The organism is Buchnera aphidicola (Mindarus keteleerifoliae) (genome assembly GCF_039392895.1).
GTDB classification, from domain to species: domain Bacteria; phylum Pseudomonadota; class Gammaproteobacteria; order Enterobacterales; family Enterobacteriaceae; genus Buchnera_A; species Buchnera_A aphidicola_A.
This window is the reverse complement of record NZ_CP135027.1, coordinates 297,193-322,446: the sequence shown is the minus strand read 5'-3', so window position 1 is coordinate 322,446 and position 25,254 is coordinate 297,193. Positions and strand designations below refer to the sequence as shown.

Sequence of the window (25,254 nt, the reverse complement as noted above, 5' to 3'; positions counted from 1 at the left end):
AAAAACTAGTTTTTTTTAATATATTTTTCTATTTCAGTTTTTAAGTTATCTGATTTCGTTCCAAAAACTACTTGTACACCTAATCCAGAAATAAATACTCCAACAGCTCCAGCTTTTTTTAGTTTTGAAATATTTACGTTTGATGTATTCAAAACAGAAATGCGAAGACGAGTAATGCAAGCGTCTAAGTTAGTTATATTTTTTTTCCCACCTAATGCTTTTACTAAATAAGGTGCAAGTTCAGAATTACTAAGATTATTCAATATATTTTTAAGATTTTCTCTTCCTGGTGTTTTCAAATTAAACTTTATAATGAAAAAATAGAAAATAAAGTAATACAGTAAACAGTAAAATACGCCGATTAAAGGAAACATCCAGATATTATTTCCATTTCCGCTTAAGATGATAAAGTCTATTAATCCATGAGAAAAACTATTTCCAGCTCTCATATTTAACAAAATACAAATAGGAAAAGATAATCCAGCTAAAATTGAATGAATTCCATATAATATAGGAGCAGTTAATAAAAATGAAAATTCTATAGGTTCAGTAATACCAGTTAGAAAGGCTGTAAGCATACCAGAGAACATCATACTACCTATTTTAACTTTATTTTTTGCTTTTGCTGTATGCCAAATAGCTAGAGCAGCACCTGGTAAACCATACATTTTGAATAAAAATCCACCTGAAAGTTTTCCTGCTGTATCATCTCCTGCCATATATCTGGCTACATCTCCGTGAAAAATTTGTCCAATTGAATTAGTATACTCTCCTATTTGCATTTGAAAAGGTACATTCCAGATATGATGCAATCCAATAGGAACTAGAATTCTTTCAATAAATCCATACATTCCAAATGCAAATATAGGGTTTTGATAAGCAGCCCATTCGGAAAAATGTTGTATAATATTTCCAATAGGAGGCCATATTAGAGATAATAGTAATCCAACAAAAATTGACATTAACCCGGAAACAATAGGTACAAATCTTTTACCGGCAAAAAAACCTAAATATTCTGGTAATTGAATCTGATAAAATGCATTAAACATAAAAGCTGAAATTGAACCAGCAATAATTCCTCCTATTATTCCAGTATCTATTAAATTTTTTTGAGGAATTTTTATTATGTTCATATCTGAAAAAATAGGCATTGCTATTGATAATGTTTTTATCATTATCCCATAAGCTATTACTGCCGCTAAAGCTGATACTCCATCATTTTTTGTAAATCCTAATGCAACTCCAATAGCAAATATTAAAGGCATATTAGAAAATACTGATCCTCCTGCTTCTGCCATAATATTAGATATTGCTATTGGAATTATATTAAAATGAGCTGATCCTATTCCCAATAATATACCAGCTATGGGAAGTACAGAAACGGGTAACATTAATGACTTTCCTATTTTTTGCATATTTGAAAATACGTTTTTTAACATATTTTAAAACTCCTAAATATTATCAGGATTTTTTGAGATAAGTTATCATTAATAATATTTTTAAATAAAAAATGTATTTTAAAAAAAGGTACTTTATTGCTTAATTAATAAAATTGATTATTTAACTATAAATGAATTTAAATTTGATATTAATTAAAATTAGTATTTTTTTTATTAGTTGATAAATTAAATAATTTAAAAAAATTTTTTTTTGTTTTTTTTGCTAATGTTTCTACATTAATTTTTTTTAGTTTTGCTATAAATTTTGCTATTTCATATAAATATGAAGGTTCGTTTTCTTTTCCTCTATAAGGTTCTGGAGACAAATAAGGCGAATCCGTTTCAATCAAAATTTTTTCAACTGGAACAGTTTTAACTACATTTCTTAATAAAGATGCATTTTTAAAAGTAACGATTCCAGAAAATGATATATAAAAACCTAAATCTATTAATTTTTTAACGGTATTAGAATCTTCAGTACAAGAATGTATAATTCCCTTGTACGGTTGATTATTTTCTTCTTTTAGTATATGCAAAACATCATGTATAGCTTTTCTACAATGAATAATAATAGGTTTTTTTAATTTTTTAGCTACTTTTATATGTTCACGAAATAATAATTTCTGTATAGAAGCTGTTTTTAAAGAATATAAATAATCTAGACCTGTTTCTCCTATGGCAGCAACATTTTTATTCATAGTAATATCTTTTAATTTTTTAATATTATGTTTATAATTTTTTATATTATTTGGATGAATTCCACAAGAATACAAAATATTAGGATTTTTTGTTATGCAGGTTTGAGATACATAGTAATCCTTAATAGAAGTTGATACTACTAAAATCATTTTTACATATTTTTTATTTGCTCTTTTAATGATATTGTTAATTCCGTTTTTTTCTTTTCTACATGTTAAATTATGTAGGTGACAATGAGAGTCTATTAAAAACATATTATTTTCTCTTTTTTAAAATTTTTTATTTAAAAAAAGTTCCCAATTTAACAATTTTTTAGCGAATAATAATTCTTGATTAATATTAGATACATTTAATAAGTAAAATTTACATTTTAACCACAAACGTAGACTTTTATCTAATGTACGATAAGAGTATTTAGAAGAAATTAAGTTTATAAAATCTTTTTTGTCTAAATTTGATATAGTTTTTGACATATTGTTTTTATATTTAATAGAATCTAATAAAATTGAATAAATCCAATTTATTTTAAATAACGCATTTTTTCCAGTTAAATAAGGAAGAAATAGTATTAATTTTTTTTTTTGAAGAAAGTAAATAAATTTTTCGTAGAAATTATTTCTTTCTTCCCATAATTGACTTTTAATTAATTTTATTGCTGTTAAAGGAGCGTTTTCTGATATGTTAAGAGCAATTAAAAACTTTTTTTCATCAATAATAAAGTTGTTTTTTCTAAACCAAATTAAACATTTTTTTTTAGAAGGACTTTTTATATTTAATAAAAAACATCTACTTTTTAGAGTGAGAGGAAGTTCAATTAAATTATAACTAACTAATAAAAAAAAAGTATTTTTAGGTGGTTCTTCAAATATTTTTAATAAAGTATTAATAGTATAATCATTTAGAAAGGCTGTATTTAAAAAACAAATAATTTTAATTTTACCTTGTTGAGGAGACATAACAACTCTTTTACTTAATTTTCTTAATTTCTCAATATTTATACTTTTTTTTTCTTTTTCTGGTGTTAAAAAATACCAGTCAGGATGGTTTAAAGATTTTGTTAGATTACATCCATTACATTTTTTGCAATTTTTATAATCTTTTTTATTCATACATAAAAGCCAATAACCAATTAATCTTATTAAATAAGGTATACCTATTCCTTTAACAGAATTAATTAAAATGGTATGATGTAATTTATTAATAGTGTATTGATGAATTATTTTTTTATAAGTGTGGGTTAACCAAGGATATTTATTCATATTAGTTACTTTTTAACCAAATATAAAGTTCATTTTTTATAGATTTTTTAACTAGATCTTTTTTTTGATTAGCGTTAATTTTTATTATTTTTTTTTCTTTAGAAATTATATTTAAGTAAGTGTTTCTAATTTTATTAAAAAAATTTATTGAATTTTTTTCAATTCGATCTAAAGAACTTCTTCTAGAAGCTCTTTTTAATCCAACTTTTGGAAAAACATCGAGGTAAAAAGTAAGATCTGGATCAATTTTTTTTAAAAACATGGTTTTTAATATTTTAATTTTTTTTAAAGGTATATTGTATCCTCCACCTTGATAGGCAAAAGAAGATAATTGATATCGATCACTGATCACCCAAATTCCTTTATTTAAAGCAGGTTTAATAATACTTTCTACAAGCTGTATTCTTGCAGCATAAAATAATAAAAGTTCAGCACTATTGTTTAAATTTTGTTTGTTATTATAATTTTTTATTATTTTCCTAATTTTTTCTCCTAAGTAGGTACTCCCTGGTTCTTTAACTAATTTAATATTTTTAATATTATGTTTTTTTAAAGTTTTTAATACTATTTGACATGCTAGAGTTTTTCCAGATCCTTCTATTCCTTCAAGAACAATAAATTTTCCTTTTATCATAATTTTTCCGATTTTTAAATATAAATTTATTTAAAAAATTTTTTGTATTTTTAATAGACCTATAGTTTATAAAACTTAAATATTTTTTTTACATTTTTTTTGGATATATAATGAAGCTGATTGTATATCAATTATTTTTTCCATATCTTCATCAGGAATATGAACATTAAATTCTTCTTCTAAAGACATAAAAAGTTCAATCATATCTAAAGAATCAGCTCCAAGATCTTCTACAAATCTAGTAAATGGTTTTAACTTTTCTTTTTTTTTGTCTAATTGTATAGATATAATATTTTTAATTCTCTTTTCAATATTAAACATATAATTACTTTTTTAAAATTATTTTAGAGTGATTATATCATATACATTCCTCCATTTACATGAAGTGTTTGTCCAGTTATGTATGACGATTTTTCTGAAGCTAAAAATAAGACTGCATTAGCAATATCTGAAGGTGTTCCAAATTTTCGAACAGGTATTTCAAATAAGTACTTTTTTAACATAGATTCACTTAAATTAGCAGTCATTTTTGTTTTTATAAAACCTGGAAATATTAAATTTACAGTAATTCCAAATCTAGCAACTTCCAAAGCTAAAGATTTATTAAATCCAGTTAATGCTGATTTAGAAGCAGCATAACAGGTTTGTCCTAAATTTCCTATTTGTCCTATTATAGAACCTATTGTAATAATTCTACCATTTTTTTTTTTATCATGTTTGGTAGTACCGATTTAGATAAAATAAATGCAGATGTTAAATTAGTTGATAGAATAGAAGACCATTCTGACAAACTAGTATTAAAAATTAATTTGTTTTGAGTTATTCCTGCATTATTTATTAATATGTCGATTGAATTAAAATTTTTGTTTATATCTTCAATACATTTTTTTAATAAAATAGAATCTTTAATATCACATACAATTGCAATTCCATTTTTTTTTAAATATTTTTCCATTGTTTTTTTATTTTTGTTCGAAGAACATATTCCAATTACTAAATTTTTTTTTTTATAAATTCTTTTGCGATTGATTTTCCAATTCCTTTAGTAGCACCTGTAATTAGAACAATTTTTTTATTCATAATTTTTTGTTATTTATTTCCTATATTCGAAAAAAAGTTTTTATTTTTATATAGAGAGATTGATTGTATTTCTTTAAATTCTTGATTTATATTGCTCAGTATTTTTCCCGGGCCAATTTCTATTATGTTTTTTATTTTATAGGAAATAATTAATTTCATGATTTCATCCCACCTTACAGGATTATACAACTGACGAATCAAAGCATCCTTAATATTTTTTGAAGAAAATTCACATTTTACATCTACGTTATTTATAATTGGAAAAGTAGGAACATTAAAAGTTATTTTTTTTAAAGCTAAGAACATTTTTGTTGAAATTTTTTTCATATGTAAGGAATGTAAAGGAATATTGATGTTTAAATTAATTGTTCTTTTCGCACCTAGTTTTTTACATAAAAAAACTATTTTTTTTACTAGTTTTTTATCTCCAGAAACAATAGTTTGGTTGTTTGAATTAAAAGCTATTGGTGAAACAATTTTATTTTTAGAAAGGTTTAAGCAAAGATTTATTATAATTTTTTTATCTAATCCTATTATAGCTTGTGTTGCACTTGGATATTTTTTAGTTATTTTATACATAAGAAAAGATCGTAATCTAATTAATTTAAGAGCATTAGTAAAATTTATTACTCCAGAACAAACTAAAGCAGAATATTCTCCTAAACTATGTCCTGCTGCAAGAATAGGAAAATTTTTTTTTTATCCATAATTTAAATAGAGTTACTGAAATAGTTAGCAATAAAGGTTGTAAATATTTTTGATTTTTTTGATTTGAAATTTCGTTATTATTTAAGCCTTTCCACAGATTATATTTAATACAAGAAGAAGCTAAATCAAATGTTTTTTTAATTATTGGGTTATTTTTTTTAAAAATTTCCGGCATGTAACTAGAATAAGCACCATGTCCTGAAAAAATCATAGCATATTTATTCATAAAAATTCCTTTAAATTAATATAAAAAATATTTTTTTTAAAATTAAAGTTTTTTGAATGTTTGAAACATTCATACGTATAAATAATTAAATTTTATTAATAATTATTTTTTATATTTATGAAAAATAACAAATATTATTTTTTTTTGTTAAAAATTATTTTTTTCCCCTTATAAAAACCATTTTTAGTTATGTTATGTCTCAAATGATGTTCTCCAGATGTTTTATCTACGGAAATACAATTATCTTTCAATGAATCGTGAGATCTTCTCATTCCTCTTTTTGATCTAGAAGGTTTATTTTTTTGAACTGCCATAATTTTTTCCTTTAAAAGGTTTAAATATTATCTTAATAATAAAATATTTTTCTATAAATAGCTATTTATTATTTTTATATGATAAAATACAGTTAATATCTTTAAAATAATAAAATATCTAATTTTATACAATGTTTTGAACAAAAGATATATTTTTATTTTGATAAAAAAATTAAATGGTTAATTTTAAATTTAGTTAAATAAGTTTTAATAAACTTGATTGAAAGCGTTTTTCAATAGGAGCTGAGATAAAAAGTTTTTTTTTAATATTAGGATGCAAAAAACAAACTTTTTTAGCATGAAGAAATAAACTTTTTTTTTCATTTAGAAACAAAAAATTTTTATCTAATTCGGGTTTTCCATAACATTCATCAAAAATAATAGGATGTCCAGCATGGGCAGAATGTACTCTAATTTGATGGGTTCTTCCTGTTTTTGGTGTTATTATCATTAAGGTGCAATTTTTATAATATTTTTTTACTTGAAATTTTGTTTCTGAAATTTTTCCTTGTTTATGTACAAAAACTGGATTTTTTACATTTTTATTCTTTTTCTTTTGTAATGGAACGGATATGATAGATTTATATTTTTTCCAATGTCCGTGAACTAATGCTAAGTATTGTTTTTTTATTTTTTTTTCTCTTATTTGTTTATGTAAATTACGAAGAGTAGATCTTTTTTTAGCTATCATTAAGACTCCTGAAGTAAGCTTGTCGATTCGATGAACTAATTCTAAATAAGAATAATTAGGATATAGTAATCGAAGATTTTCTATAATTCCAAAACGTAATCCGGTGCCTCCATGTACTGCTATTCCTGAAGGTTTATTAATAATTAAAAGAAAATTATCTTCGTATAAAATTTTTCCTTTTAAATTAAAGATTTCTCTCATTTTTTCAATTGAAATAGAATTTTCATTTTTTTTCTCCATTTTCATTGAAGGAATTTTAATTACATCTCCAATTTTTAATTTATATTTGGGAAGGATTTTTTTTTCGTTAATTTTTACTTTTCCTTTTCGTATAATTTTATAAATAAAACTTTTAGGAATTTTCTTAATTTTTTTAATTAAAAAATTATCAATTCTTTGTTCTATCATATTTTTTGATATAAGTATTGTTTGTATAGGTACGATATTTTTTTTCATTTTTCCTCTAAATATTTATATATATTTTAAAAAACTTAGGACAATTGCAATTATTTTAATATGTTTTATGTATTATAAAAATATAAATATGTTATTTAAAAAAAATTGTTTAAAATGTTAATAAGTAGTTTTATTATTTTTTAGGTAAAGAGCATGAAAATATTTTTCGTATTTTACATAGAAAATAATTTTTTAAAGTTAAAAATTAGTTATTAAAAAGCAATTGATTATTGTAATTTTTTTTATTAATAGTTGTTATTTTTTTTTAATTCATTAAACGTAAAAAATTATATTTCTAACTTTAGAAAATAATCAATGAAATATTAAAAACATTTAAAAAATGAATTTTTTACTTTTTTTTTGAATATAAAGACATTTTGTACAAATATATTCACATTTTCACTTTAATTTAAATATAATTTAAAAAACTTTTAAATTATATATAAAACAAGAGATTTTTAATGAAAAGAATGTTAATTAACGCTACTCAACAAGAAGAACTGAGAGTTGCACTTGTCGATGGTCAGCGATTATATGATCTTGATATAGAACATTTCGGTCATGAACAAAAAAAATCCTGTATTTACAAAGGGAAAATTACTAGAATTGAACCTAGTTTAGAAGCAGTTTTTATAGATTATGGTTCAAAAAAACATGGTTTTTTACCTTTTAAAGAAGTTTCTAAGGATTATTTTCTTTCTAATACTTCTTTTTCTGCTAATTCACATATTAAAGATTTATTAAGAGAAGGACAAGAAATAATCGTTCAAATTACTAAAGAAGAAAGAGGAAACAAAGGCGCTGCTTTAACAACCTTTATCAGTTTAGCAGGAAGTTATTTGGTATTAATGCCAAATAATCCTAATATAACTGGAATTTCTAGAAGAATTGAAGGTTCTAATAGAATAGAAATGAAGAAATTAATATCTTTATTGAATTTGCCTAAAAATATGGGATTAATCATCAGAACAGCTGGATTAGGAAAATCTTTAGAATTATTACAGTGGGATTTAAGTATTAGAATGAAACATTGGGATGCTATCATTAAATCTTCGAAAAATAAATCTGCTCCTTTTTTAATCCATCAAGAAAGTAATATAATGGTGAGGGCATTTAGAGATCATTTATGTCAAGAGATAGGAGAGATAGTCATTGACAATCCCAATGTAGTTGATGTTGCTAGACAACATATTAGTTTTTTAGGAAGGCCTGATTTTAAAAATAAAATTAAATTATATACCGGGGATGTTCCTTTATTTAGTTATTATCAAATAGAATCACAAATTAGTTCAGCTTTTCAAAGAGAGGTTCGATTATCTTCAGGAGGATCAATTGTGATTGATACTACTGAAGCATTGACAGCAATTGATATTAATTCTTCTCGTTCTACAAAAGGAACAGATATTGAAGAAACAGCATTTCATACTAATATTGAAGCTGTTGAAGAAATAGTTAGACAGTTGAGATTAAGAGATTTAGGAGGACTAATAGTAATTGATTTTATCGATATGTTAGTATTAAAAAATCAAAAGAAAATTGAAAATAAATTAAGAGAGTTAGCATCTCATGATAGAGCTCGCATTCAGATAGGATCTATTTCTAAATTTGGTTTATTAGAGATGTCTAGGCAACGTATAAGTTCTTCATTAAAAGAATCTACTCATCATATTTGTCCTAGATGTACAGGAACTGGTACTATTAGAGATAATGAGTCGTTATCTTTATCTATTTTAAGAATTATTGAAGAAGAATCATTGAAAGAAAACACATGTGAAATTCATGCTATTGTTCCTATAGAAATTGCTTGTTATTTATTAAATGAAAAAAGAGCAGCTGTTAATTCAATAGAAAAACGTCAATTTTCAGGAAAAATAATTATTATTCCTAATAATAAAATGAAAACTCCTAATTATTCAGTATTAAGAATTAGAAAAGGAGAAAAAATAAAATCAACTAGTTATCATTTACCAAATTTTCATCGCATTAATTTCTTAAATGCTTTACAAATAAAAAATGTCGAGAAAAAACAAAATGAATTTTCAAATTTCAGAAAATCTATATTAGTTAATAATGAATTAAAAAAAAATTCCTTTAATTTTTATAAAAAAAATACCAAGGAAATGAATTCAAAAAACAAAGTAAAAAAAGATTTAGTATCATATATAGGTTATTCTGTTTTTAGCACTACTAATATAATTAATAGATCACAAAAGTGCGTGCTGAGAAAAAATAACTTTAAGACAGAAATTGTTAAAAAAGTAATTCCAATTTATTCAAATCAAAATAAAAAAAGTAAGTTTAATTTAAAGAAAAGTTTTTTTAGTAATAAAGAAAAATTGGTTAAAGTTAATAAATATTTTGGAAATGAAAATTTTTTTCTTTTTATAACTAAAGAATTGGTTAATTTAAAAAATAAAATTTATAAAAATTGTAAAAATGATTTTTTTTTAAAAAAAAATAATAAAAATATTTTTAAAAAAATAGAAAAAAATTTTTTATTTGGAATTAATACAAAAAAAAAATCTTTATTTTATAAGAATTCTTTTTTTTTAAAAAAATGCTCTGAACTTTTTTTTCTTATTAAAAAAAATATAGATGCAGTAAAAAGATATAAATTACAGAATGTTTCAGAATACCAAATTTTTAGAAAAATATTTTTTAGTTTTCAACTATATAATATTTTTTATGATTCTTATTTTTTTTATTATAATTTTCCTATTTGGGTTCTAAATAAATTTTTCATTTTTCTTGAAAATAACAATAAAGAAAAAAAAAATAAAAATTTTTTAATTCAATATTTTTATGTAAAAAAAATATTTTTTAAAAAAAATGTTTTTTTAAAAAAAATAAAGGGAAAAACTTTTATTTCTTTTTTTTCAGAAAACAATATTTTACTTAAAGTACATAACATTTTTTTGAAAGATAAAAATAAAAAAATAATTGAAATAAATTTAAGTTTTTTAAATATTAAAAGTATTTATTTTTATAAAATTTTTATAAAAAAATATATTAAATATATTAAAAGAACAGTTAAATGTTCGCATAAAAAAAATTTTTTTTATAAAAAAGATCAAGTTGTTGATTTAATATCAGTCAAAAAAAATAAAAAAATTTCTGTTTTAAAAAAGAATTTTTCTTCTAAATATAAAAATATTTTTTTACAAAAAAATTATTCAAATTCTCCAGTTACAAAAGCATCTTTTTCATTTAAAGATAGTAATTTATTTTCTAGTAAAACCAATCAAAATATCCGTAAAAAAAATCAAAAAAAAACTGCAGCAGGTGTTCATATGGCAAAAAATATTTCTAATTCTCCTATGTGTAAACCTGAAAACATTAATATAAAATAAAAAAATTAATATAAAACTATTAATAGTTTTATATTAATTTTCTTCTAAAAAACAAATTATTTATTTTTTTAAAAAAGTTTTTTTTCTTACTTGAAAAAGTAGTTTTTAACATTTTAGAATTAATTTTATTAAAATTAAATAATTTTTAATTTTGTTTTTTCTTGATAAAAAATATCAATTTTATTATTTTTTTTTAAAAATTTAATAGAACAATTTTATTGAAAATTTTTTAAATTTTATATTTAAATTAATGTTTTTTATCAAACATTAAGATATGAGCAACTTACTCATTTCTAAAAAAAGTTATTTTTAAACTTAACATTTTCTTAAAAAACATTTTATTCTTATTTATAGTAATTTATTTTAAATTTCTATTTTTTAAAATATCTTAAAAAAGGATAAATTATTTTATATCTTTATCTTTTTAAACATAGGGTATGTAATTAATTAATCTATCATATAGAAAGAATATCATTTTTTATAAAGTTTAAATCTTTTCTTTTACATTTAAAATAGATATAGTTTATGTAGTATAAATTATTAAAATGTATATCAGTGTAAATAAAATCAAGATCTTTTTATTCTAAATTTATTAGCATCAGAATATATTTTTATTTTTTTAAAAAATAAAAAAATTTTTTAAACCAAGTGTATTTTTTACTATATTTTTTTTTAGATTTAAAATATTTAATATTTAAGTTAGCTACTTGAGCTGAATTAATGATTTTTTTCTTATTTATATTTTTAGGATCCACAATTCCTGAAACATGAAGATATTCTTTGTGATTATTTATAAAAATTTTTTTTTCCCCTATAATAATAAAATTTCCATTGGATAAAATTTTGCTAATTGTGACTGTTAATGTGTTTATAAAAACATTATTAATAAATAATTTTTTATTTTTTAGTTTTCTAATTTTTTTATTTTTATATAAATTAATTTGATTTTTTTTAAATAAATTTTTAAGAAAAATATTTAATCCAGAAGCTCCTAATTTAGTATAATGATTATTATTTTTTATAATATTTAGAGTAGAACTTTTTCCAATTTTAATATTTTCATGTAAAACCATGATCAATAGATCTCCAACAAAATATTCTTTCGGACAATTTTTTAAAATTGAATAGAAATTATTTTTAATTAAATTAATATTTTTTTTAGAATAAAAAAATTTTTTTCTTTTACAATCGATAGTAAAAATTATGTTTTTTTCAGGAATAAATCGTGTTTTTTTTTTAATGTTTTTAATAAAGAAAAAAAAATTATTAAAAATAATAAAAATATTGTAAAAAAAATTTTAAGTATTATTTTTTTTTTCATTTTTAAATATAAAAATTTTTATATAGTATATTTATACGTATTTTTTAAATTAATAATAATATATTATTACGAATTTTCCATATTTGTAAATATTATATTAAAAAATTAATCATTCACATTTTTTGTTTTATTAACTAATTTTCTATTAAATTTTTGTGCAAAATAAGTTTTGTTAAAAAATATTTGAAATGGTAATGAATATTCTTTTAGTATAAAATTTATTAACAATATTAGAGTCTTCTAATTGAGATTTAGGATTATTTTTAAATTATGAAATTATTTAAGCGTTTAGTTTCTGTAGGGGTAATAACAATACTGTCTCGATTATTAAGTTGTGTTAGAGATGTTTACATAGCTTATTCTTTTGGAGTTTGTAATGAAACTGATGCTTTTTTTATTGCATTTAAAATTCCTAATTTTTTTCGAAGAGTATTTTCTGAAGGAGCCTTTTCCCAAGTTTTGATACCTATTTTGTCGAAAATTAAAAATAAAAAAAAATTAAAAGAAATAAAAAAAGTTCTTTCCGGAATATTAGGACTAGTAATTTTTTTATTGTCTATAATTACTTTGTTAGGAATATTTAATTCCAGAAAATTAGTATTGTTAATAGCACCAGGATTTTTAGACGATCATAAAAAATTAGAACTTACAATAAAATTATTAACCGTTACATTTCCATATATGTTTTTTGTATCTATAACTATATTTATTTCATCTATTTTGAATGCTTGGAATTATTTTATTATTCCTTCATTTTCGCCTATAATATTAAATATTAGTGTAATATCTAGTATATTTTTCATTTCAGATTTTTTTGATCCTCCTATTTTATCAATGGCTTGGGGAATTGTAGTATCAGGTGTAATACAGTTTTTGTATCAAATTCCGCTATTAAAAAAAATAAACATGTTTATTGTTCCTTCTATTAATATATTTAATGTGAAAACATTGCGTATTTTGAAAAAAATGAGCCTTTCAGTTTTTTCAGTTTCTATTAATCAAATTTCTTTAGTAATAAATTCAATTGTTTCTTCTTTGCTTGTTTCTGGTTCAATATCTTGGGTATATTATGCTGAAAGGTTGATTGAATTTCCTTCTGGAATATTAAGTTTTTCAATTAGTACTATAGTACTTCCCTTATTATCAAAAAAAATAAATTTTAGTACATTGAAAAAATCTAAAAAAGTTATTAATTGGGCATTAAAAATAACTATAATTTTTTCATTTCCTAGTTCTATAGCTCTTATTATTCTTTCAAAATATTTTGTTTTGTCACTTTTTCAATACGGAAAATTTACATTTTATGATACTTTAATGACTCAAAAAGTTCTTATTTTTTATTCCATAGGTCTAGTTGCTTTTATTATAAATAAAATATTTTTTTTAGTTTTTTATTCTATAAACGATATAAAAACACCTACTTCTATATCGTTAGTTTCTTTTTTTTTAACTCAAATTCTAAATCTTATTTTAATACCTTATTTTCAACATTCTGGATTTGCATTATCTATTAGTATTTCAAGTTGGATTAGTATTTTAATATCATATCTAAAATTATCCGAAAAAAGGTTGTTATGTTTTCAATATGATTGGGTTTGTTTTTTATTTAAAGTTACTCTTTCAGTTTTTTTTATGTCTATATTAATGTTAATTATGTTACATTTTTTTTCTTATTATTTCTTTTTGAAAATGATGAATAGATTAATAATTCTTTTTATAATTTGTTTGATAGGGATCATAGGATATTTTTCTTTTCTTTTTCTTTTAGGAATTTGTTTTTCTGTTTTTTTTTGCAAATTTTAAAAAAATACATAAAAAATAAAATAGCTATTATTTTTTTTTAAATTTATGTTTTGGAGGGAGAGAGATTCGAACTCTCGGATAATTTCTTATCGGCGGTTTTCAAGACCGCTGCCTTCAGCCACTCGGCCACCCCTCCTATTTTGTAAAATATTCAAATAGAATTATAAATAGCATAAATGTATCTGTAAAGTCTTTTAATTGATTATTTCATAAATAATTATAATAAATTTAAAATTAAAAGATATTATAAAAATGCATTATTAAATTTTTATGATAAAAAAGTTTAATTTTTAAAATGAATTTGATTGTCTCAATACAAAATTATTGATATAATCAAAAAAGTTTATTACAATGGTTGGCGCATTGGCAGATTGGTGATGCGGCGGATTGCAAATCCGTAAAACTCGGTTCGATTCCGGGATGCGCCTAAAAAGTATGATTTAATTCAGCCCGGATGGTGAAATTGGTAGACACAAGGGACTTAAAATCCCTCGGCTTTAATAGCTTTGCGGGTTCAAGTCCCGCTCCGGGTAAAATTGGTATAGGCGTTTTTTTTATACCCTTGTAACACGATGAATTTCTTTGTTCTTTTTAATATTTTATAACTTTTAAAAAACTTTTTAAAAATTTCTAGAATATTTATAAAAGAACTAAAAACAATTCTAATTTCTCCATTATTTTTTAAATGATCAATCGAGTTTTTAATTATAGAAATACCAATTTTTAAGTTAATGTTTAATTCTTCATGCAATGGAATATTAGAAATAATTAAGTCAAATTTTCCATTGATTTCTGAATAAACATCACTAAGAATGAATTTTCCTTTTAACTTATTTTTTTTTAAAGTTAACTTACTTGATTCATGTGCTGCCAAATGAACATCTGAAAGTATTGCATTAATTTTATTATTATTATTTTTTAATAAAAAAGCAGATAAAATTCCACATCCGCAACCGATATCTAAAATATCTCCTTTAACTTTTTGTAAAAATGTAGATAGTAGTAATTTACTTCCTTCATCAATTTTATTGTAGCTAAATACACCAGGAAAAAAACACAAATATAAATCTTTCCAAAATAATAATTTAACAAATTTTTTTTTTGAAAAAAATATTTTTTTTGTAATTTTTCCATGTAAAAGAGAACATTTTCTTAAAAAACTTATTTTTTTTAAAAAAATCCATTTTTTTAATTTAGCAGGACTACTTTTTATTCCGCTTTTATTTTCTCCTATAATATAGATATCAGAACCGATAGGAAATAAAGAAAATAGATTTGTTAACTGGAAAATATTTTCTAAAACATTTTTTTTCCAAAAAAACATTAAAGTATTACTATCAGCAATAGTGTTACTATTAGGTAACAAAACATGTTGAATATAAATATTTTTTTTGTTTTTTAATTTTTTCCAAACGTTATATTGATTAGTATGAATTTTGAAAAATTTTAAATTTAATTCTTTGATAATTACATCATAATTTAAACCTGAAAAAAAAACTTTTTTATTTAAAAAGATATTTTGATTTTTAATTAATAAAGTACTGATGTTATTTATCTGTTTTTTGTTCATATTTTTTAAATCCATACTGATATTAATTTTTATATTTATATAAATTTACTTTATATTAATTTTAATTATTTTAAATAATTTTTTATTTTTTATAGATGAAATTTAATTAGTTAATTAAATAAAAAATCTGTATTTTATATGAAAATTTATGTATAACTATATAAGTTGCATTTTATTTAAGTATTCTAAACAATATAAAATATGAAAAAAAATCCTATTAAATTAAAAAGTAATTCTTTTACGATATTGGTACTTTATTTATTTAGTAATAAAATGGAAAAAATTTTAAGTTCGTTATATGAAAAAATGAGTAAATATTCTATTTTTTTTCAAAACACTCCTTTAATAGTAAACATATCTTATTTAAAAAAAAAAATTGATTTAAAAAAATTGAAAAGAAAATTATTTAATATAGGAATATTAATGGTGGGGGTAATCGGCACCACTAGCAATTGGATTAAAATAGAAAATAAAAAAGAAAAAATTCCGATTTTTTTGGAAAGAAAAAAAAATACTGATTTATTTTTAGATAATATTAATAAAAAAAAACTACTTTTATAAATAAGTCCATTCAAAAATCTAAAGTAATTAAGTTTCCAGTTCGAGCAGGACAAAAAATATATGCTCCTGAAGGCGATTTAATAATTATAAATAATGTTAATGCTGGTTCGGAATTAATAGCTAATGGAAATATTCATGTATATGGAACAATGAGAGGTAGAGCATTGGCTGGTGCAAAGGGAGATATTTCTTCTCATATTTTTTGTTTAAATTTACGTTCAGAATTAATTTCTATTTCTGGGGAATATATGGTGATGGAGCAAATTCCAAAAAATTTTATAGGAAAAACAGTAGATATTTTTTTAAGAAATGGAATTTTGGAATTAAACGAAATATGATCATATAATTTATGTATAAAAGGAAAATGTATATGTCTCGAATAATTGTAGTGACATCGGGAAAGGGAGGTGTAGGAAAAACTACTTCTAGTGCTGCAATAGCTACAGGATTAGCAAAAAAAGGAAAAAAAACTGTAGTTATTGATTTTGATATTGGGCTTAGAAATCTTGATTTAATTATGGGATGTGAAAGAAGAGTAGTATATGATTTTATAAACGTTATAAATGATAATATTACATTAAATCAGGCTTTAATAAGAGATAAACATACAAAAAATTTATATATTTTGCCTGCTTCTCAAACAAGGGACAAAGAGTCTTTGACATACGATGGAGTTTGCAAAGTTTTAAAAAATTTAATAAAAATGAAATTTGATTTCATCATATGCGATTCTCCTGCAGGGATTGAAACAGGAGCTTTATTAGCTATTTATTTTGCTGATGAAGCTATAGTAACAACAAATCCAGAAGTTTCTTCTGTGCGAGATTCGGATAGAATTTTAGGAATAATCTCATCTAAATCATATAAAGCGAAAACAAATCAAAATCCCATAAAAGAATATCTATTATTAACAAGATACAATGTTTCTAGAGTAAATGAAGGAGAAATGTTAAGTGTAGAAGATGTTTTAGATATTCTTAAAATTCAACTTATAGGAGTAATACCAGAAGATTTATCTGTATTGAAAGCTTCTAACAAAGGTATCCCTATAATTTTAGATTTAAATTCAATAGCAGGTCAAGCTTATTCTGATACAGTAAATCGATTGTTAGGAAATAAGATACCATTAAGGTTTATAAAAGAAGAAAGAAAAAGTTTTTTTCAACGTTTATTTAGGAGATAAAAATATGACAATATTAAATTTTTTTACATTTAGAAAAAATAATACTGCCCATATTGCTAAAAAAAGATTAAAGATCATAATATCCGAACAAAAAAAAATTAATCAGATTTCTGACTATTTTCCAGGATTAAAAAATGAAATATATCAAGTTGTTTACAAACACACTAAAATAAAGCCTAAAATGATACAAATAAAGATAAATTCTAAAAATAGAAATCTTTCAATTTTAGAATTAAACATATTTTTTTCAAAATAACAATTTTCATAAAATCATTATAATCCTAATGAATTTAAATAATTAGGAAAAATTTTTTTAATATTGCTATTTTTATTTTTATTGATATTTAATTGGGTGCAATATATTGCGTCTATAGCTTTCGAAAAAAATATTTTTTTGTTAATTTTAATTTTAGAATTAAGGAAGAATTCATTCCGAAAATTTCCTACAATTGTCCAACTATTATTTAGAAAATTGATTTTTTTGCTTAGTTCGGATTTTGTAATTAAATTTTCCTTTTTAATTTTTTCCCAAATTCCTTCATTATTTCTAATGTATTTTCCCCAATATACTTGATTATTATTGGCATTTAATAAAACTAATACTTTATTCAAATTTAGTTTTCTCCAAGCTTGTTCAGCTATAACAACTAAAGTTGAAAGTGGAAACAATTTAATATTTGTTCCTAATGCAAGACTTTGAGCTACATTTATAGCTGCTCGAATTCCTGTAAAATTTCCAGGACCTATTGTAAACGTAATAGCATCTACTAATTTTAAAGAAATTTTTCTAGATTTAAAAATTTTACTAATCATGATTAAAATCTTTTTTGTCTGGTTTTTCTTATTTTTTTCAAAAGTAGAGCTTATTTTTTTATTATATAATAAAGCTATTGAACAAACAGCACAAGAAGCATCTATAGATAATATCGTTTTATTCATTTTTCACTTAAAAATATTTTTTTATATAAGGTATACTAAATATATTTTTTTTCAACTATGTCAAAAAATAATTATTAATTTATCGATTTTATTTTTGAAATAATTTTTCTTTTTTAGAAATAACATTTTTTTTAATTCTTACTAAATTAATTCGATATTCTGTTGCTTCAATTATATGAAATTGAAAAGGAGGTATAGAAATAATTTCTCCTGGAGAGGGCAATTGTCCTTTTTGAGATATCAACAATCCTGCCAATGAAACATGATTTTCTTCTTTTTTGATTAATTCTTTAGTATTTAATAATTGTTCTAAAGAATGTAAATCGGTTCCTCCTTTTACAAGCCAACTATCATTTTCAGAAATTATTTCTGGAGTTTCATCTTCATCTGGAAATTCTCCTGCAATAGCTTCTAAAATGTCTAAAGGAGTAATTAATCCTTGCACAACTCCAAATTCATTAGTAATGATGGCTAATTTTCCTTTAGATTTTCTCAATACTTTTAATAAATTAATGGGATCTAGTGTATCTGGTATGATAATGGGAGGATTTTTAGAAGAAAATTCAATTAGATTCATTTTTTTTTCTATTTCAAACAATAATTCTTTAGCTCTAACTACCCCTATAATTTCATCTAGTTCTCCTTTACATACAGGAAATAAGCTATGAGGAGTAGCCAATAATTGACATCTAATTTCATTTATACTTTTTTCTAAGTTTACCCAAGAAATTTCTCCTCTTGGAGTCATCATACTTTTGATTGATCTCATTCCTAATGTTAAAACACCATTCATCATATATCTTTCTTCTTCTTTAAAAGTTTCAGATAAGTTCGTATTTGAAAAATTTATTTTTAAGTTATTTTTATCCGTTTTTTCGGGTAAATTATTTTTTTCTTCTGGATTTTCTTTTATCATTAATCGTAAAATTGCTTCTGCAGTTCTTTGACGCATAGAACGACGAGATTGATTTTTAATAAAGTTATTATATGAAATTTGATTAAATAATTCTATCATTATAGAAAATCCTATAGTAGCATAGATATATCCTTTTGGAATATGTATTTGAAATGCCCCAGCTACTAAATTAAATCCTATCATCAATAAAAAACTAAGACAAAGTAAAATTACGCTTTGATGATGATTAATGTAATTCGTTAAAAATTTAGATGCGAATGACATTATTGTCATTGAGATAATTACTGCTGTCATCATAATCGGTAAATTATTAACTATTCCAACTGCAGTAACAATAGCATCTAATGAAAAAACAGCATCTAAAACTATAATTTGTATTATTACAGCCCATAAACTAGCATAATTTTTATTACTAGAGTTATTTTCAGGATAATTTTCTAATCTTTCATGCAATTCAATTGTAGCTTTAAAGATCAAAAACAATCCTCCTGATAATAAGAGTAAATCTCGCCCTGACAAAACAAAATATTTAGTTTGTATAATAGGAGTTGTTAAGGTTACTATCCAAGATATCAATAGTAATAAGTTTAACCTCATTAACAAGGCTAAACTTAACCCTATTATTCTTGCTTTATCACGTTGTGAAGGAGGTAATTTTTTAGTTAAAATAGCAATAAAAACTAAATTATCAATTCCAAGTACTACTTCTAATGTAATTAAGGTAAGTAGACCTATCCATGTAGATGGGTCTAAAAAAAACTCCATTTTTAAACTCCGTAAGAAAGTAAAACAATAAAATATATGCTTATTCCATTTTAAATGTTTAATTTTAAAATTAAGTTTTAAATTAACATATATTCATATTAAGCATTTTTTTAAATAGTTATTAAAAATAATTTTTTAAAAATTTGATAAAATCATTATTTTTTTTGTTTATTAGATAATGAATTATTAAAAATAAAAGAGAATTATTTTTTTTAGAATTTATATTCTCTTTTATTTTTGAAATTACATATATTTTTTATTATATAATGCGATGATACGTTGATCTATTGGAGGATGAGACATAAATAAATTAAGAAAAGAATGAGATTTTCCATTAATGCAAAAAGCTATAATACTATTATCTTCTGTAGGTTCATAACTTGTTTTTATTTTTTTTAGAGCAGCAATCATTTTTTTTCTTCCTACCAATTTAGCAGATCCTGCATCAGCATAAAATTCTCTATATCTAGAAAACCACATAGTAATTAAACTAGCTAAAATTCCAAAAATAAGTTCTAACATTCCAGAAATTAAAAAGTAAGTCATAGAATTATTAGAATATCTATTTTCATCTTTATTACTAAAAAAACTAGTAACTATATTAGCTATAACACGAGAAATGAAGATTACGAAGGTGTTAATGACTCCTTGTATTAAAGTCATGGTAACCATATCTCCGTTTTTAATGTGCGTCATTTCATGTGCTATAACCGCTTCTGTTTCTTCTTTGTTCATATTTTTTAACAATCCTAAAGAAACTGCTATTAAAGATGAATTTTTATGTGGACCAGTAGCAAATGCATTGATATCAGAAGAGGGATATATTGCTATTTTAGGAACTTTAATATTTAACAAAGAAGATTGATCTTCAACGATTCGAAATAACCATTTTTCTTGCTCATTTAAAGGAATCGATAATATCTTCCCACTAACCGAATTTAAAGCAATCCATTTAGACATTAATAATGATATTAGAGATCCTCCAAAACCAAATAAGATTGACATAACTAACAAAGTATAAAGACTATTTGTCTTAATTCCTGTTAATGTTAGAACGACTCCGAATACTATTACTACAGCTAGGTTAGTAAACAAAAAAAGAATAATTCTCATCATAATTTTTTATGTATTCTCCCTTGTTTTTAAAAATAAAAAAAATATATTATTAATTTAATATTTACATAGAATTTGTATTCTTTCAATTTTTATTAATAAATTATTTTTTATTTTTTAATTAATCCCAATTTTGATTGTCTTGATTAATTAATTCATTTGATTCTTTTTCTGGCCCCCATGTTCCTGCTTTATATAAAATAGGAGTTTGATTAGTAGATAACCAAGATTTAGTTATTGCATCTATCCATTTCCAAGAAGCTTTAATTTCTTTATGACTAACAAACAAAGCTTGATTTCCCGTCATACTTTCCAATAATAATCGTTCATAAGCATCTGATAGAGAATTTTTAGAAAAAGTTTTTGAGTAATTAAAATTCAACTTAACAGTATCTAATAAGTATTTAGGTTGCAAACCAGGAATCTTGTTAATTATTTGAAAATCTATTCCTTCATTAGGCTCTAAATGAATAGTTAATTTATTTTGAGGAATATTTATACAAGAATGATTAAATAAGTTAATAGGCATTTTTTTAAAATAAATTACTATTTTTGAGCATTTTTTAGGCAATCTTTTTCCTGTTCTTAAATAAAAAGAAACTCCTTTCCAACGAAAATTATCAATTTTTGTTCGTATGGCAACAAAAGTTTCAGTACAGCTGTTTTTTTTTATTCCCTCTTCATTTAAATAAGATTTAATTTTTTTTCCATTAATCATTCCAAAAGAATACTGTCCTAAAACTGTATTTTTTAATATATTTTGCCGATTTATAAGACGTAAAGATTGTAAAACTTTCACTTTTTCATTTCTTATATCATTTGCATTCAAACTTTTTGGAGGAGACATAGCAATAATTGATAATATTTGTAATAAATGATTTTGAACCATATCTTTTATTTGACCAGTTTTTTCAAAATATTTCCATCTTCCTTCTATACCAACTTCTTCCGAAACAGTAATTTGAATATGATCGATAATTTTATTACTCCAGTTATTGAAGAATAATGTGTTTGCAAATCTCAATGATAATAAATTTAATATAGTTTCTTTTCCTAAATAATGATCTATTCTAAATATTTGAGATTCTTTAAAATATGTATTTATTTTTTTATTGATAATTTCAGAACTTTTAAAAGAATCTCCTATAGGTTTTTCTATAACTATCCTAGTATTTTTTCCATTTAAATTAAAAAAGTTTAGTCCTTTGCAAACTGTTTCAAATGTATTAGCTGGCATTGCCAGATAATAAATTGTAATATTTTCAGTAGGGTTTAAAATTTTCTTCAATTGTTCAAAACAAACATTTTCATTTATGTCCAAATTATAAAAAAAAATTCTGGATTTAAATAGTTTCCAAACTTTTTTTTCTAAAGGAAAATGTAAATAATTTATCAATGCTTTTTTCACAATTTTAAAATATTCAATTCTATTCCAGTTTGCTCTTCCTATTCCTATAATTCTTGTGTTTTTAAAAATTTTTTCATTTTTTTCTAATTTATATAAAGATGGTAATAATTTTCTTATAGTAAGATCTCCTTTGGCACCAAAAATTACTAAATCATATAATTTTTCTTTTTTTTCTATGTGCATATTTTAACCTTGTATTTAGATGAAATTTATTTTTTAATTTTAAAATCTGTAATAAATTAAATTTATGAACAAATGAATTTTGTTTTTTAAATATTATTTAATAAATAGTTTAATCATACTATTATATAGTTTAAATTATCTTGAAAGTAATTTTCATTAAATCTATTTACTTTTTATTAAATTTTTATTTTTTGTTTTTGTAAGTTTTTAAAAGATATAGATATATACTAATTTAATGTGTACTATATATTGTAATGTATTTTTTTAAAATATATTTATATTTATTTTTAATAAAAATATTTTAGTTATTTAAAGATTAAATTAGTCGAGAATAATGAGATTATAATGCCAAAAAGAATGAGAAGAACTAAAATAGTTATTACTTTGGGACCATCCACAGATAATGAAAAAATTTTAGAAAAAGTATTATTAGCTGGAGCTAATATGTTAAGGTTAAATTTTTCTCATGGAAGTAGTAAAGATCATATATTAAGAGCTGAAAAAGCTAATTTTTTAATTAAAAAATTAGGTTTATATGTACCTTTATTAGGGGATTTGCAAGGACCTAAAATCAGAATTTCTAAATTTAAACAAAATAAGATATTATTATCTTTTAATGATTCTTTCATTTTAGATTCAGATTTACCAAAAAACGAAGGAGATTTGAAATCAGTAGGCATAGATTATTATGATTTACCTTTGGATTTATTACCAGAAGATATTTTATTATTAGATGATGGAAAAATCCAATTAAAAGTTTTAAAAATAGTTAAAAGAAAAATATTTACTAAAGTAATGATAGGAGGATATCTTTCTAATAATAAAGGTATTAATAAATTAGGAGGAGGACTTTCAGCAAAAGCATTAACAAAAAAAGATAAACTCGATATTAAGTTAGCGGCAAGAATAGGAATTGATTATTTAGCGATTTCTTTTCCAAGATCTTCAAAAGATATAATCTTAGCAAAAAAGTTAGCAGCCAAAGCAGGGAGCGATGCAAAGATTATAGCAAAAATTGAAAGGGCAGAAGTAGTTTCTGATATAAAAATTATAGAAGATATTATAACATGTTCAGATGTTATTATGGTAGCTAGAGGAGATTTAGGGGTTGAAATAGGCGATCCAGAATTAGTAGGAGTACAAAAAACATTAATTCGAAGAGCTCGTCAATTAAATAAAATTGTTATTACGGCTACGCAAATGATGGAATCAATGATATCAAATCCAACTCCAACTCGTGCAGAAGTAATGGATGTTGCTAATGCAGTATTAGATGGAAGTGATGCTGTTATGCTATCAGCAGAAACAGCTTCGGGACAATATCCTGTAGAAACAGTATTAAAAATGTCAAATGTTTGTCGGGGGGCAGAAAAAATACCTAGTATTAACGTTTCTAGACATCGTCTTGACGTAAAATTTACTAATATAGAGGAAGCAGTAGCAATGTCGGCTATGTATACTGCTAATCATTTAATAGGAATTTCTGCTATTATTACAATAACAGAATCTGGGAAAACATCTTTAATGACATCAAGGATCACTTCTGGATTACCTATATTTGCATTGTCAAGAAATATAAAAACATTAAAAATAGTTTCTTTATATAGAGGAGTGATTCCAATTTATTTTAATAGCACAGAAACTGGATTAAATGCTTCCAATCAAGCTATAGATTTATTATGTAAAAAAGGATTTTTAAGAAAAGGTAATCTTGTTATTATTACACAAGGAGATGTATCGCATCAATCAGGAAAAACAAATACAAATAGAATTTTAAAAGTAAAATAACATTTTTTATTAAGAATTAAATATATTTTTTAATATAGTTAACTCTTAATAAAATAAATTATTTTTTTATAAATTTATTTTTTACATTTTTTAAATTCAGTTGCATATATACAATATAAATTGTTATTTTTTAGCAGGAAAGTCTAATAAATTTTTTTTTTGATGTTGAATTAACTGAAATGTTATTTATTTATATTTTAAAATATGAATGAGAACTTGTTGAATTTCTAGTGCTAACAGAAAGGATAACCGTATCTTCTTTATTTATTTTATTTCCTTATTTAATTAATATTTTTTTAAATGCACATATCTAATTAAAAATATCTTTCTGTGTTATATTAAAATATAATTTCCAGCTGATTTTAAATGTCTATCTTTTAAAATATCTTTATTATTTACTGAAAACACTGAAGTATTAAAAGAAACTTTTAAATTAATTTTTTATGAGGAAGAATCTTTTTTTTGATTAAATACAATTAATCTAAATTGAATGAAGATAAATTTCTATATTTTTTAAGAACTAGAGAAATTATTTAATTTTAAAGAAAAAAAATCTTTTTTTTACTAATAATTTTTTTATTTTATCTATTAAATAGCAATTAATATTTTTATATTAAATTCGTATGTCTAAAATTTTTAGTTTTTATTTTGTATTTTTTAAAAAATTAAAAAAGAATTTAATTTGTAATTTAAAAATATTCCATTTTAGAAATTTTTTTTATTTAATTATCTAATTTCTTAGCAATTTTTTTTTTCTTATTTTAAAATTATTTAAATTATTATTTGACTGTATAATTTCATAAATATTTTTAATAAAAACATTATTTTTAGGAAAATTTTTTCTTAAC

General features: G+C 22.2%; 22 protein-coding genes, 3 tRNA genes and 1 pseudogene. 9 read left to right on the top strand and 17 right to left on the bottom strand.

Annotated elements, in window-relative coordinates:
* Positions 1 to 5 precede the first annotated feature (5 nt).
* From ptsG to RJT62_RS01420, 10 genes and pseudogenes are all read right to left on the bottom strand, one after another.
* Positions 6 to 1,439 carry a PTS glucose transporter subunit IIBC gene (gene ptsG, locus RJT62_RS01465; protein WP_343153300.1) on the bottom strand — a complete coding sequence of 478 codons (1,434 nt, stop codon included), beginning with the start codon at positions 1,437 to 1,439 and terminating at the stop codon, positions 6 to 8.
* A gap of 149 nt (positions 1,440 to 1,588) precedes the next feature.
* Positions 1,589 to 2,392, bottom strand: coding sequence for a TatD family hydrolase (locus tag RJT62_RS01460; RefSeq protein WP_343153298.1), 804 nt, complete (start codon positions 2,390 to 2,392; stop codon positions 1,589 to 1,591).
* A gap of 15 nt (positions 2,393 to 2,407) precedes the next feature.
* Complete coding sequence (locus tag RJT62_RS01455) at positions 2,408 to 3,397, bottom strand: DNA polymerase III subunit delta' C-terminal domain-containing protein (protein ID WP_343153296.1); 990 nt, start codon at positions 3,395 to 3,397, stop codon at positions 2,408 to 2,410.
* A 1-nt stretch (position 3,398) separates the two neighbouring features.
* A complete protein-coding gene (tmk, locus tag RJT62_RS01450; RefSeq protein WP_343153294.1) occupies positions 3,399 to 4,031 on the bottom strand; it encodes a dTMP kinase in 633 nt (210 codons plus the stop codon).
* 75 nt (positions 4,032 to 4,106) lie between these two features.
* Positions 4,107 to 4,352: an acyl carrier protein gene (gene acpP, locus RJT62_RS01445; protein ID WP_343153291.1), complete on the bottom strand. Its 246-nt coding sequence runs from the start codon at positions 4,350 to 4,352 to the stop codon at positions 4,107 to 4,109.
* 32 nt (positions 4,353 to 4,384) lie between these two features.
* Positions 4,385 to 4,986, bottom strand: a pseudogene (locus RJT62_RS01440) (SDR family oxidoreductase).
* A gap of 134 nt (positions 4,987 to 5,120) precedes the next feature.
* Positions 5,121 to 5,738 carry an ACP S-malonyltransferase gene (locus RJT62_RS01435; RefSeq protein ID WP_343153962.1) on the bottom strand — a complete coding sequence of 206 codons (618 nt, stop codon included), beginning with the start codon at positions 5,736 to 5,738 and terminating at the stop codon, positions 5,121 to 5,123.
* 37 nt (positions 5,739 to 5,775) lie between these two features.
* Positions 5,776 to 6,045: a hypothetical protein gene (locus RJT62_RS01430; RefSeq protein ID WP_343153288.1), complete on the bottom strand. Its 270-nt coding sequence runs from the start codon at positions 6,043 to 6,045 to the stop codon at positions 5,776 to 5,778.
* A 134-nt stretch (positions 6,046 to 6,179) separates the two neighbouring features.
* On the bottom strand, positions 6,180 to 6,359 hold the full coding sequence (gene rpmF, locus RJT62_RS01425) for a 50S ribosomal protein L32 (protein WP_343153286.1): 180 nt from the start codon (positions 6,357 to 6,359) through the stop codon (positions 6,180 to 6,182).
* Positions 6,360 to 6,555: 196 nt separating this feature from the next.
* Positions 6,556 to 7,506 carry an RluA family pseudouridine synthase gene (locus RJT62_RS01420; protein ID WP_343153284.1) on the bottom strand — a complete coding sequence of 317 codons (951 nt, stop codon included), beginning with the start codon at positions 7,504 to 7,506 and terminating at the stop codon, positions 6,556 to 6,558.
* A 461-nt stretch (positions 7,507 to 7,967) separates the two neighbouring features.
* On the opposite strand from RJT62_RS01420, the gene rne reads away from it, so the two are divergent.
* Complete coding sequence (gene rne / locus RJT62_RS01415; protein ID WP_343153282.1) at positions 7,968 to 10,856, top strand: ribonuclease E; 2,889 nt, start codon at positions 7,968 to 7,970, stop codon at positions 10,854 to 10,856.
* 611 nt (positions 10,857 to 11,467) lie between these two features.
* Here rne and RJT62_RS01410 read toward each other — a convergent pair.
* Positions 11,468 to 11,929 carry a flagellar basal body L-ring protein FlgH gene (locus tag RJT62_RS01410; protein WP_343153280.1) on the bottom strand — a complete coding sequence of 154 codons (462 nt, stop codon included), beginning with the start codon at positions 11,927 to 11,929 and terminating at the stop codon, positions 11,468 to 11,470.
* 518 nt (positions 11,930 to 12,447) lie between these two features.
* On the opposite strand from RJT62_RS01410, the gene murJ reads away from it, so the two are divergent.
* Positions 12,448 to 13,980 carry a murein biosynthesis integral membrane protein MurJ gene (murJ, locus tag RJT62_RS01405; RefSeq protein WP_343153278.1) on the top strand — a complete coding sequence of 511 codons (1,533 nt, stop codon included), beginning with the start codon at positions 12,448 to 12,450 and terminating at the stop codon, positions 13,978 to 13,980.
* A 51-nt stretch (positions 13,981 to 14,031) separates the two neighbouring features.
* Here the strand turns inward: murJ and RJT62_RS01400 are convergent.
* Positions 14,032 to 14,116, bottom strand: a tRNA-Ser gene (locus RJT62_RS01400).
* A 221-nt stretch (positions 14,117 to 14,337) separates the two neighbouring features.
* Here RJT62_RS01400 and RJT62_RS01395 point away from each other — a divergent pair.
* Positions 14,338 to 14,408, top strand: a tRNA-Cys gene (locus tag RJT62_RS01395).
* Between the two features lie 20 nt (positions 14,409 to 14,428).
* Positions 14,429 to 14,513, top strand: a tRNA-Leu gene (locus RJT62_RS01390).
* Here RJT62_RS01390 and rsmC read toward each other — a convergent pair.
* On the bottom strand, positions 14,495 to 15,550 hold the full coding sequence (rsmC, locus tag RJT62_RS01385; RefSeq protein WP_343153276.1) for a 16S rRNA (guanine(1207)-N(2))-methyltransferase RsmC: 1,056 nt from the start codon (positions 15,548 to 15,550) through the stop codon (positions 14,495 to 14,497). The genes RJT62_RS01390 and rsmC overlap by 19 nt on opposite strands.
* 201 nt (positions 15,551 to 15,751) lie before the next feature.
* On the opposite strand from rsmC, the gene RJT62_RS01380 reads away from it, so the two are divergent.
* Genes RJT62_RS01380 through minE form a run of 4 tightly spaced genes read left to right on the top strand, consistent with a single transcriptional unit; the run spans position 15,752 to position 17,550 of the window.
* Entirely contained in the window at positions 15,752 to 16,111 is a 360-nt protein-coding gene (locus RJT62_RS01380) for a hypothetical protein (protein ID WP_343153275.1), read from the top strand.
* A complete protein-coding gene (minC, locus tag RJT62_RS01375) occupies positions 16,108 to 16,449 on the top strand; it encodes a septum site-determining protein MinC (protein WP_343153961.1) in 342 nt (113 codons plus the stop codon). The genes RJT62_RS01380 and minC overlap by 4 nt, the downstream gene beginning before the upstream one ends.
* A 32-nt stretch (positions 16,450 to 16,481) precedes the next feature.
* Positions 16,482 to 17,294 carry a septum site-determining protein MinD gene (gene minD / locus RJT62_RS01370; protein ID WP_343153273.1) on the top strand — a complete coding sequence of 271 codons (813 nt, stop codon included), beginning with the start codon at positions 16,482 to 16,484 and terminating at the stop codon, positions 17,292 to 17,294.
* A gap of 4 nt (positions 17,295 to 17,298) precedes the next feature.
* A complete protein-coding gene (gene minE / locus RJT62_RS01365; protein ID WP_343153271.1) occupies positions 17,299 to 17,550 on the top strand; it encodes a cell division topological specificity factor MinE in 252 nt (83 codons plus the stop codon).
* 17 nt (positions 17,551 to 17,567) lie between these two features.
* Here the strand turns inward: minE and tsaB are convergent, their stop codons facing one another.
* The 4 genes from tsaB to zwf form a co-directional block, all read right to left on the bottom strand.
* On the bottom strand, positions 17,568 to 18,233 hold the full coding sequence (gene tsaB, locus RJT62_RS01360) for a tRNA (adenosine(37)-N6)-threonylcarbamoyltransferase complex dimerization subunit type 1 TsaB (RefSeq protein WP_343153269.1): 666 nt from the start codon (positions 18,231 to 18,233) through the stop codon (positions 17,568 to 17,570).
* A gap of 88 nt (positions 18,234 to 18,321) precedes the next feature.
* On the bottom strand, positions 18,322 to 19,914 hold the full coding sequence (locus RJT62_RS01355; RefSeq protein WP_343153266.1) for a TerC family protein: 1,593 nt from the start codon (positions 19,912 to 19,914) through the stop codon (positions 18,322 to 18,324).
* Between the two features lie 243 nt (positions 19,915 to 20,157).
* Complete coding sequence (htpX, locus tag RJT62_RS01350; protein WP_343153264.1) at positions 20,158 to 21,030, bottom strand: protease HtpX; 873 nt, start codon at positions 21,028 to 21,030, stop codon at positions 20,158 to 20,160.
* A 118-nt stretch (positions 21,031 to 21,148) separates the two neighbouring features.
* The gene (zwf, locus tag RJT62_RS01345) at positions 21,149 to 22,618 is read right to left on the bottom strand and encodes a glucose-6-phosphate dehydrogenase (protein ID WP_343153262.1); all 1,470 of its coding nucleotides are present in this window, start codon (positions 22,616 to 22,618) and stop codon (positions 21,149 to 21,151) included.
* Between the two features lie 345 nt (positions 22,619 to 22,963).
* Between zwf and pyk the strand changes: the two genes are divergently transcribed.
* Entirely contained in the window at positions 22,964 to 24,406 is a 1,443-nt protein-coding gene (gene pyk, locus RJT62_RS01340; protein ID WP_343153259.1) for a pyruvate kinase, read from the top strand.
* Positions 24,407 to 25,254: the final 848 nt, after the last annotated feature.

Bases quoted from the DNA above. Each gene is read 5' to 3' on its own strand.
- rsmC (WP_343153276.1), bottom strand. From the start codon at position 15,550: ATGAACAAAAAACAGATAAATAACATCAGTACTTTATTAATTAAAAAT.
- RJT62_RS01455 (WP_343153296.1), bottom strand. From the start codon at position 3,397: ATGAATAAATATCCTTGGTTAACCCACACTTATAAAAAAATAATTCAT.
- minD (WP_343153273.1), top strand. From the start codon at position 16,482: ATGTCTCGAATAATTGTAGTGACATCGGGAAAGGGAGGTGTAGGAAAA.
- acpP (WP_343153291.1), bottom strand. From the start codon at position 4,352: ATGTTTAATATTGAAAAGAGAATTAAAAATATTATATCTATACAATTA.
- rpmF (WP_343153286.1), bottom strand. From the start codon at position 6,359: ATGGCAGTTCAAAAAAATAAACCTTCTAGATCAAAAAGAGGAATGAGA.
- RJT62_RS01420 (WP_343153284.1), bottom strand. From the start codon at position 7,506: ATGAAAAAAAATATCGTACCTATACAAACAATACTTATATCAAAAAAT.
- tmk (WP_343153294.1), bottom strand. From the start codon at position 4,031: ATGATAAAAGGAAAATTTATTGTTCTTGAAGGAATAGAAGGATCTGGA.
- minE (WP_343153271.1), top strand. From the start codon at position 17,299: ATGACAATATTAAATTTTTTTACATTTAGAAAAAATAATACTGCCCAT.
- RJT62_RS01430 (WP_343153288.1), bottom strand. From the start codon at position 6,045: ATGAATAAATATGCTATGATTTTTTCAGGACATGGTGCTTATTCTAGT.
- RJT62_RS01410 (WP_343153280.1), bottom strand. From the start codon at position 11,929: ATGGTTTTACATGAAAATATTAAAATTGGAAAAAGTTCTACTCTAAAT.
- RJT62_RS01460 (WP_343153298.1), bottom strand. From the start codon at position 2,392: ATGTTTTTAATAGACTCTCATTGTCACCTACATAATTTAACATGTAGA.
- ptsG (WP_343153300.1), bottom strand. From the start codon at position 1,439: ATGTTAAAAAACGTATTTTCAAATATGCAAAAAATAGGAAAGTCATTA.
- rne (WP_343153282.1), top strand. From the start codon at position 7,968: ATGAAAAGAATGTTAATTAACGCTACTCAACAAGAAGAACTGAGAGTT.
- tsaB (WP_343153269.1), bottom strand. From the start codon at position 18,233: ATGAATAAAACGATATTATCTATAGATGCTTCTTGTGCTGTTTGTTCA.
- RJT62_RS01380 (WP_343153275.1), top strand. From the start codon at position 15,752: ATGAAAAAAAATCCTATTAAATTAAAAAGTAATTCTTTTACGATATTG.
- zwf (WP_343153262.1), bottom strand. From the start codon at position 22,618: ATGCACATAGAAAAAAAAGAAAAATTATATGATTTAGTAATTTTTGGT.
- htpX (WP_343153264.1), bottom strand. From the start codon at position 21,030: ATGATGAGAATTATTCTTTTTTTGTTTACTAACCTAGCTGTAGTAATA.
- murJ (WP_343153278.1), top strand. From the start codon at position 12,448: ATGAAATTATTTAAGCGTTTAGTTTCTGTAGGGGTAATAACAATACTG.
- pyk (WP_343153259.1), top strand. From the start codon at position 22,964: ATGCCAAAAAGAATGAGAAGAACTAAAATAGTTATTACTTTGGGACCA.
- RJT62_RS01355 (WP_343153266.1), bottom strand. From the start codon at position 19,914: ATGGAGTTTTTTTTAGACCCATCTACATGGATAGGTCTACTTACCTTA.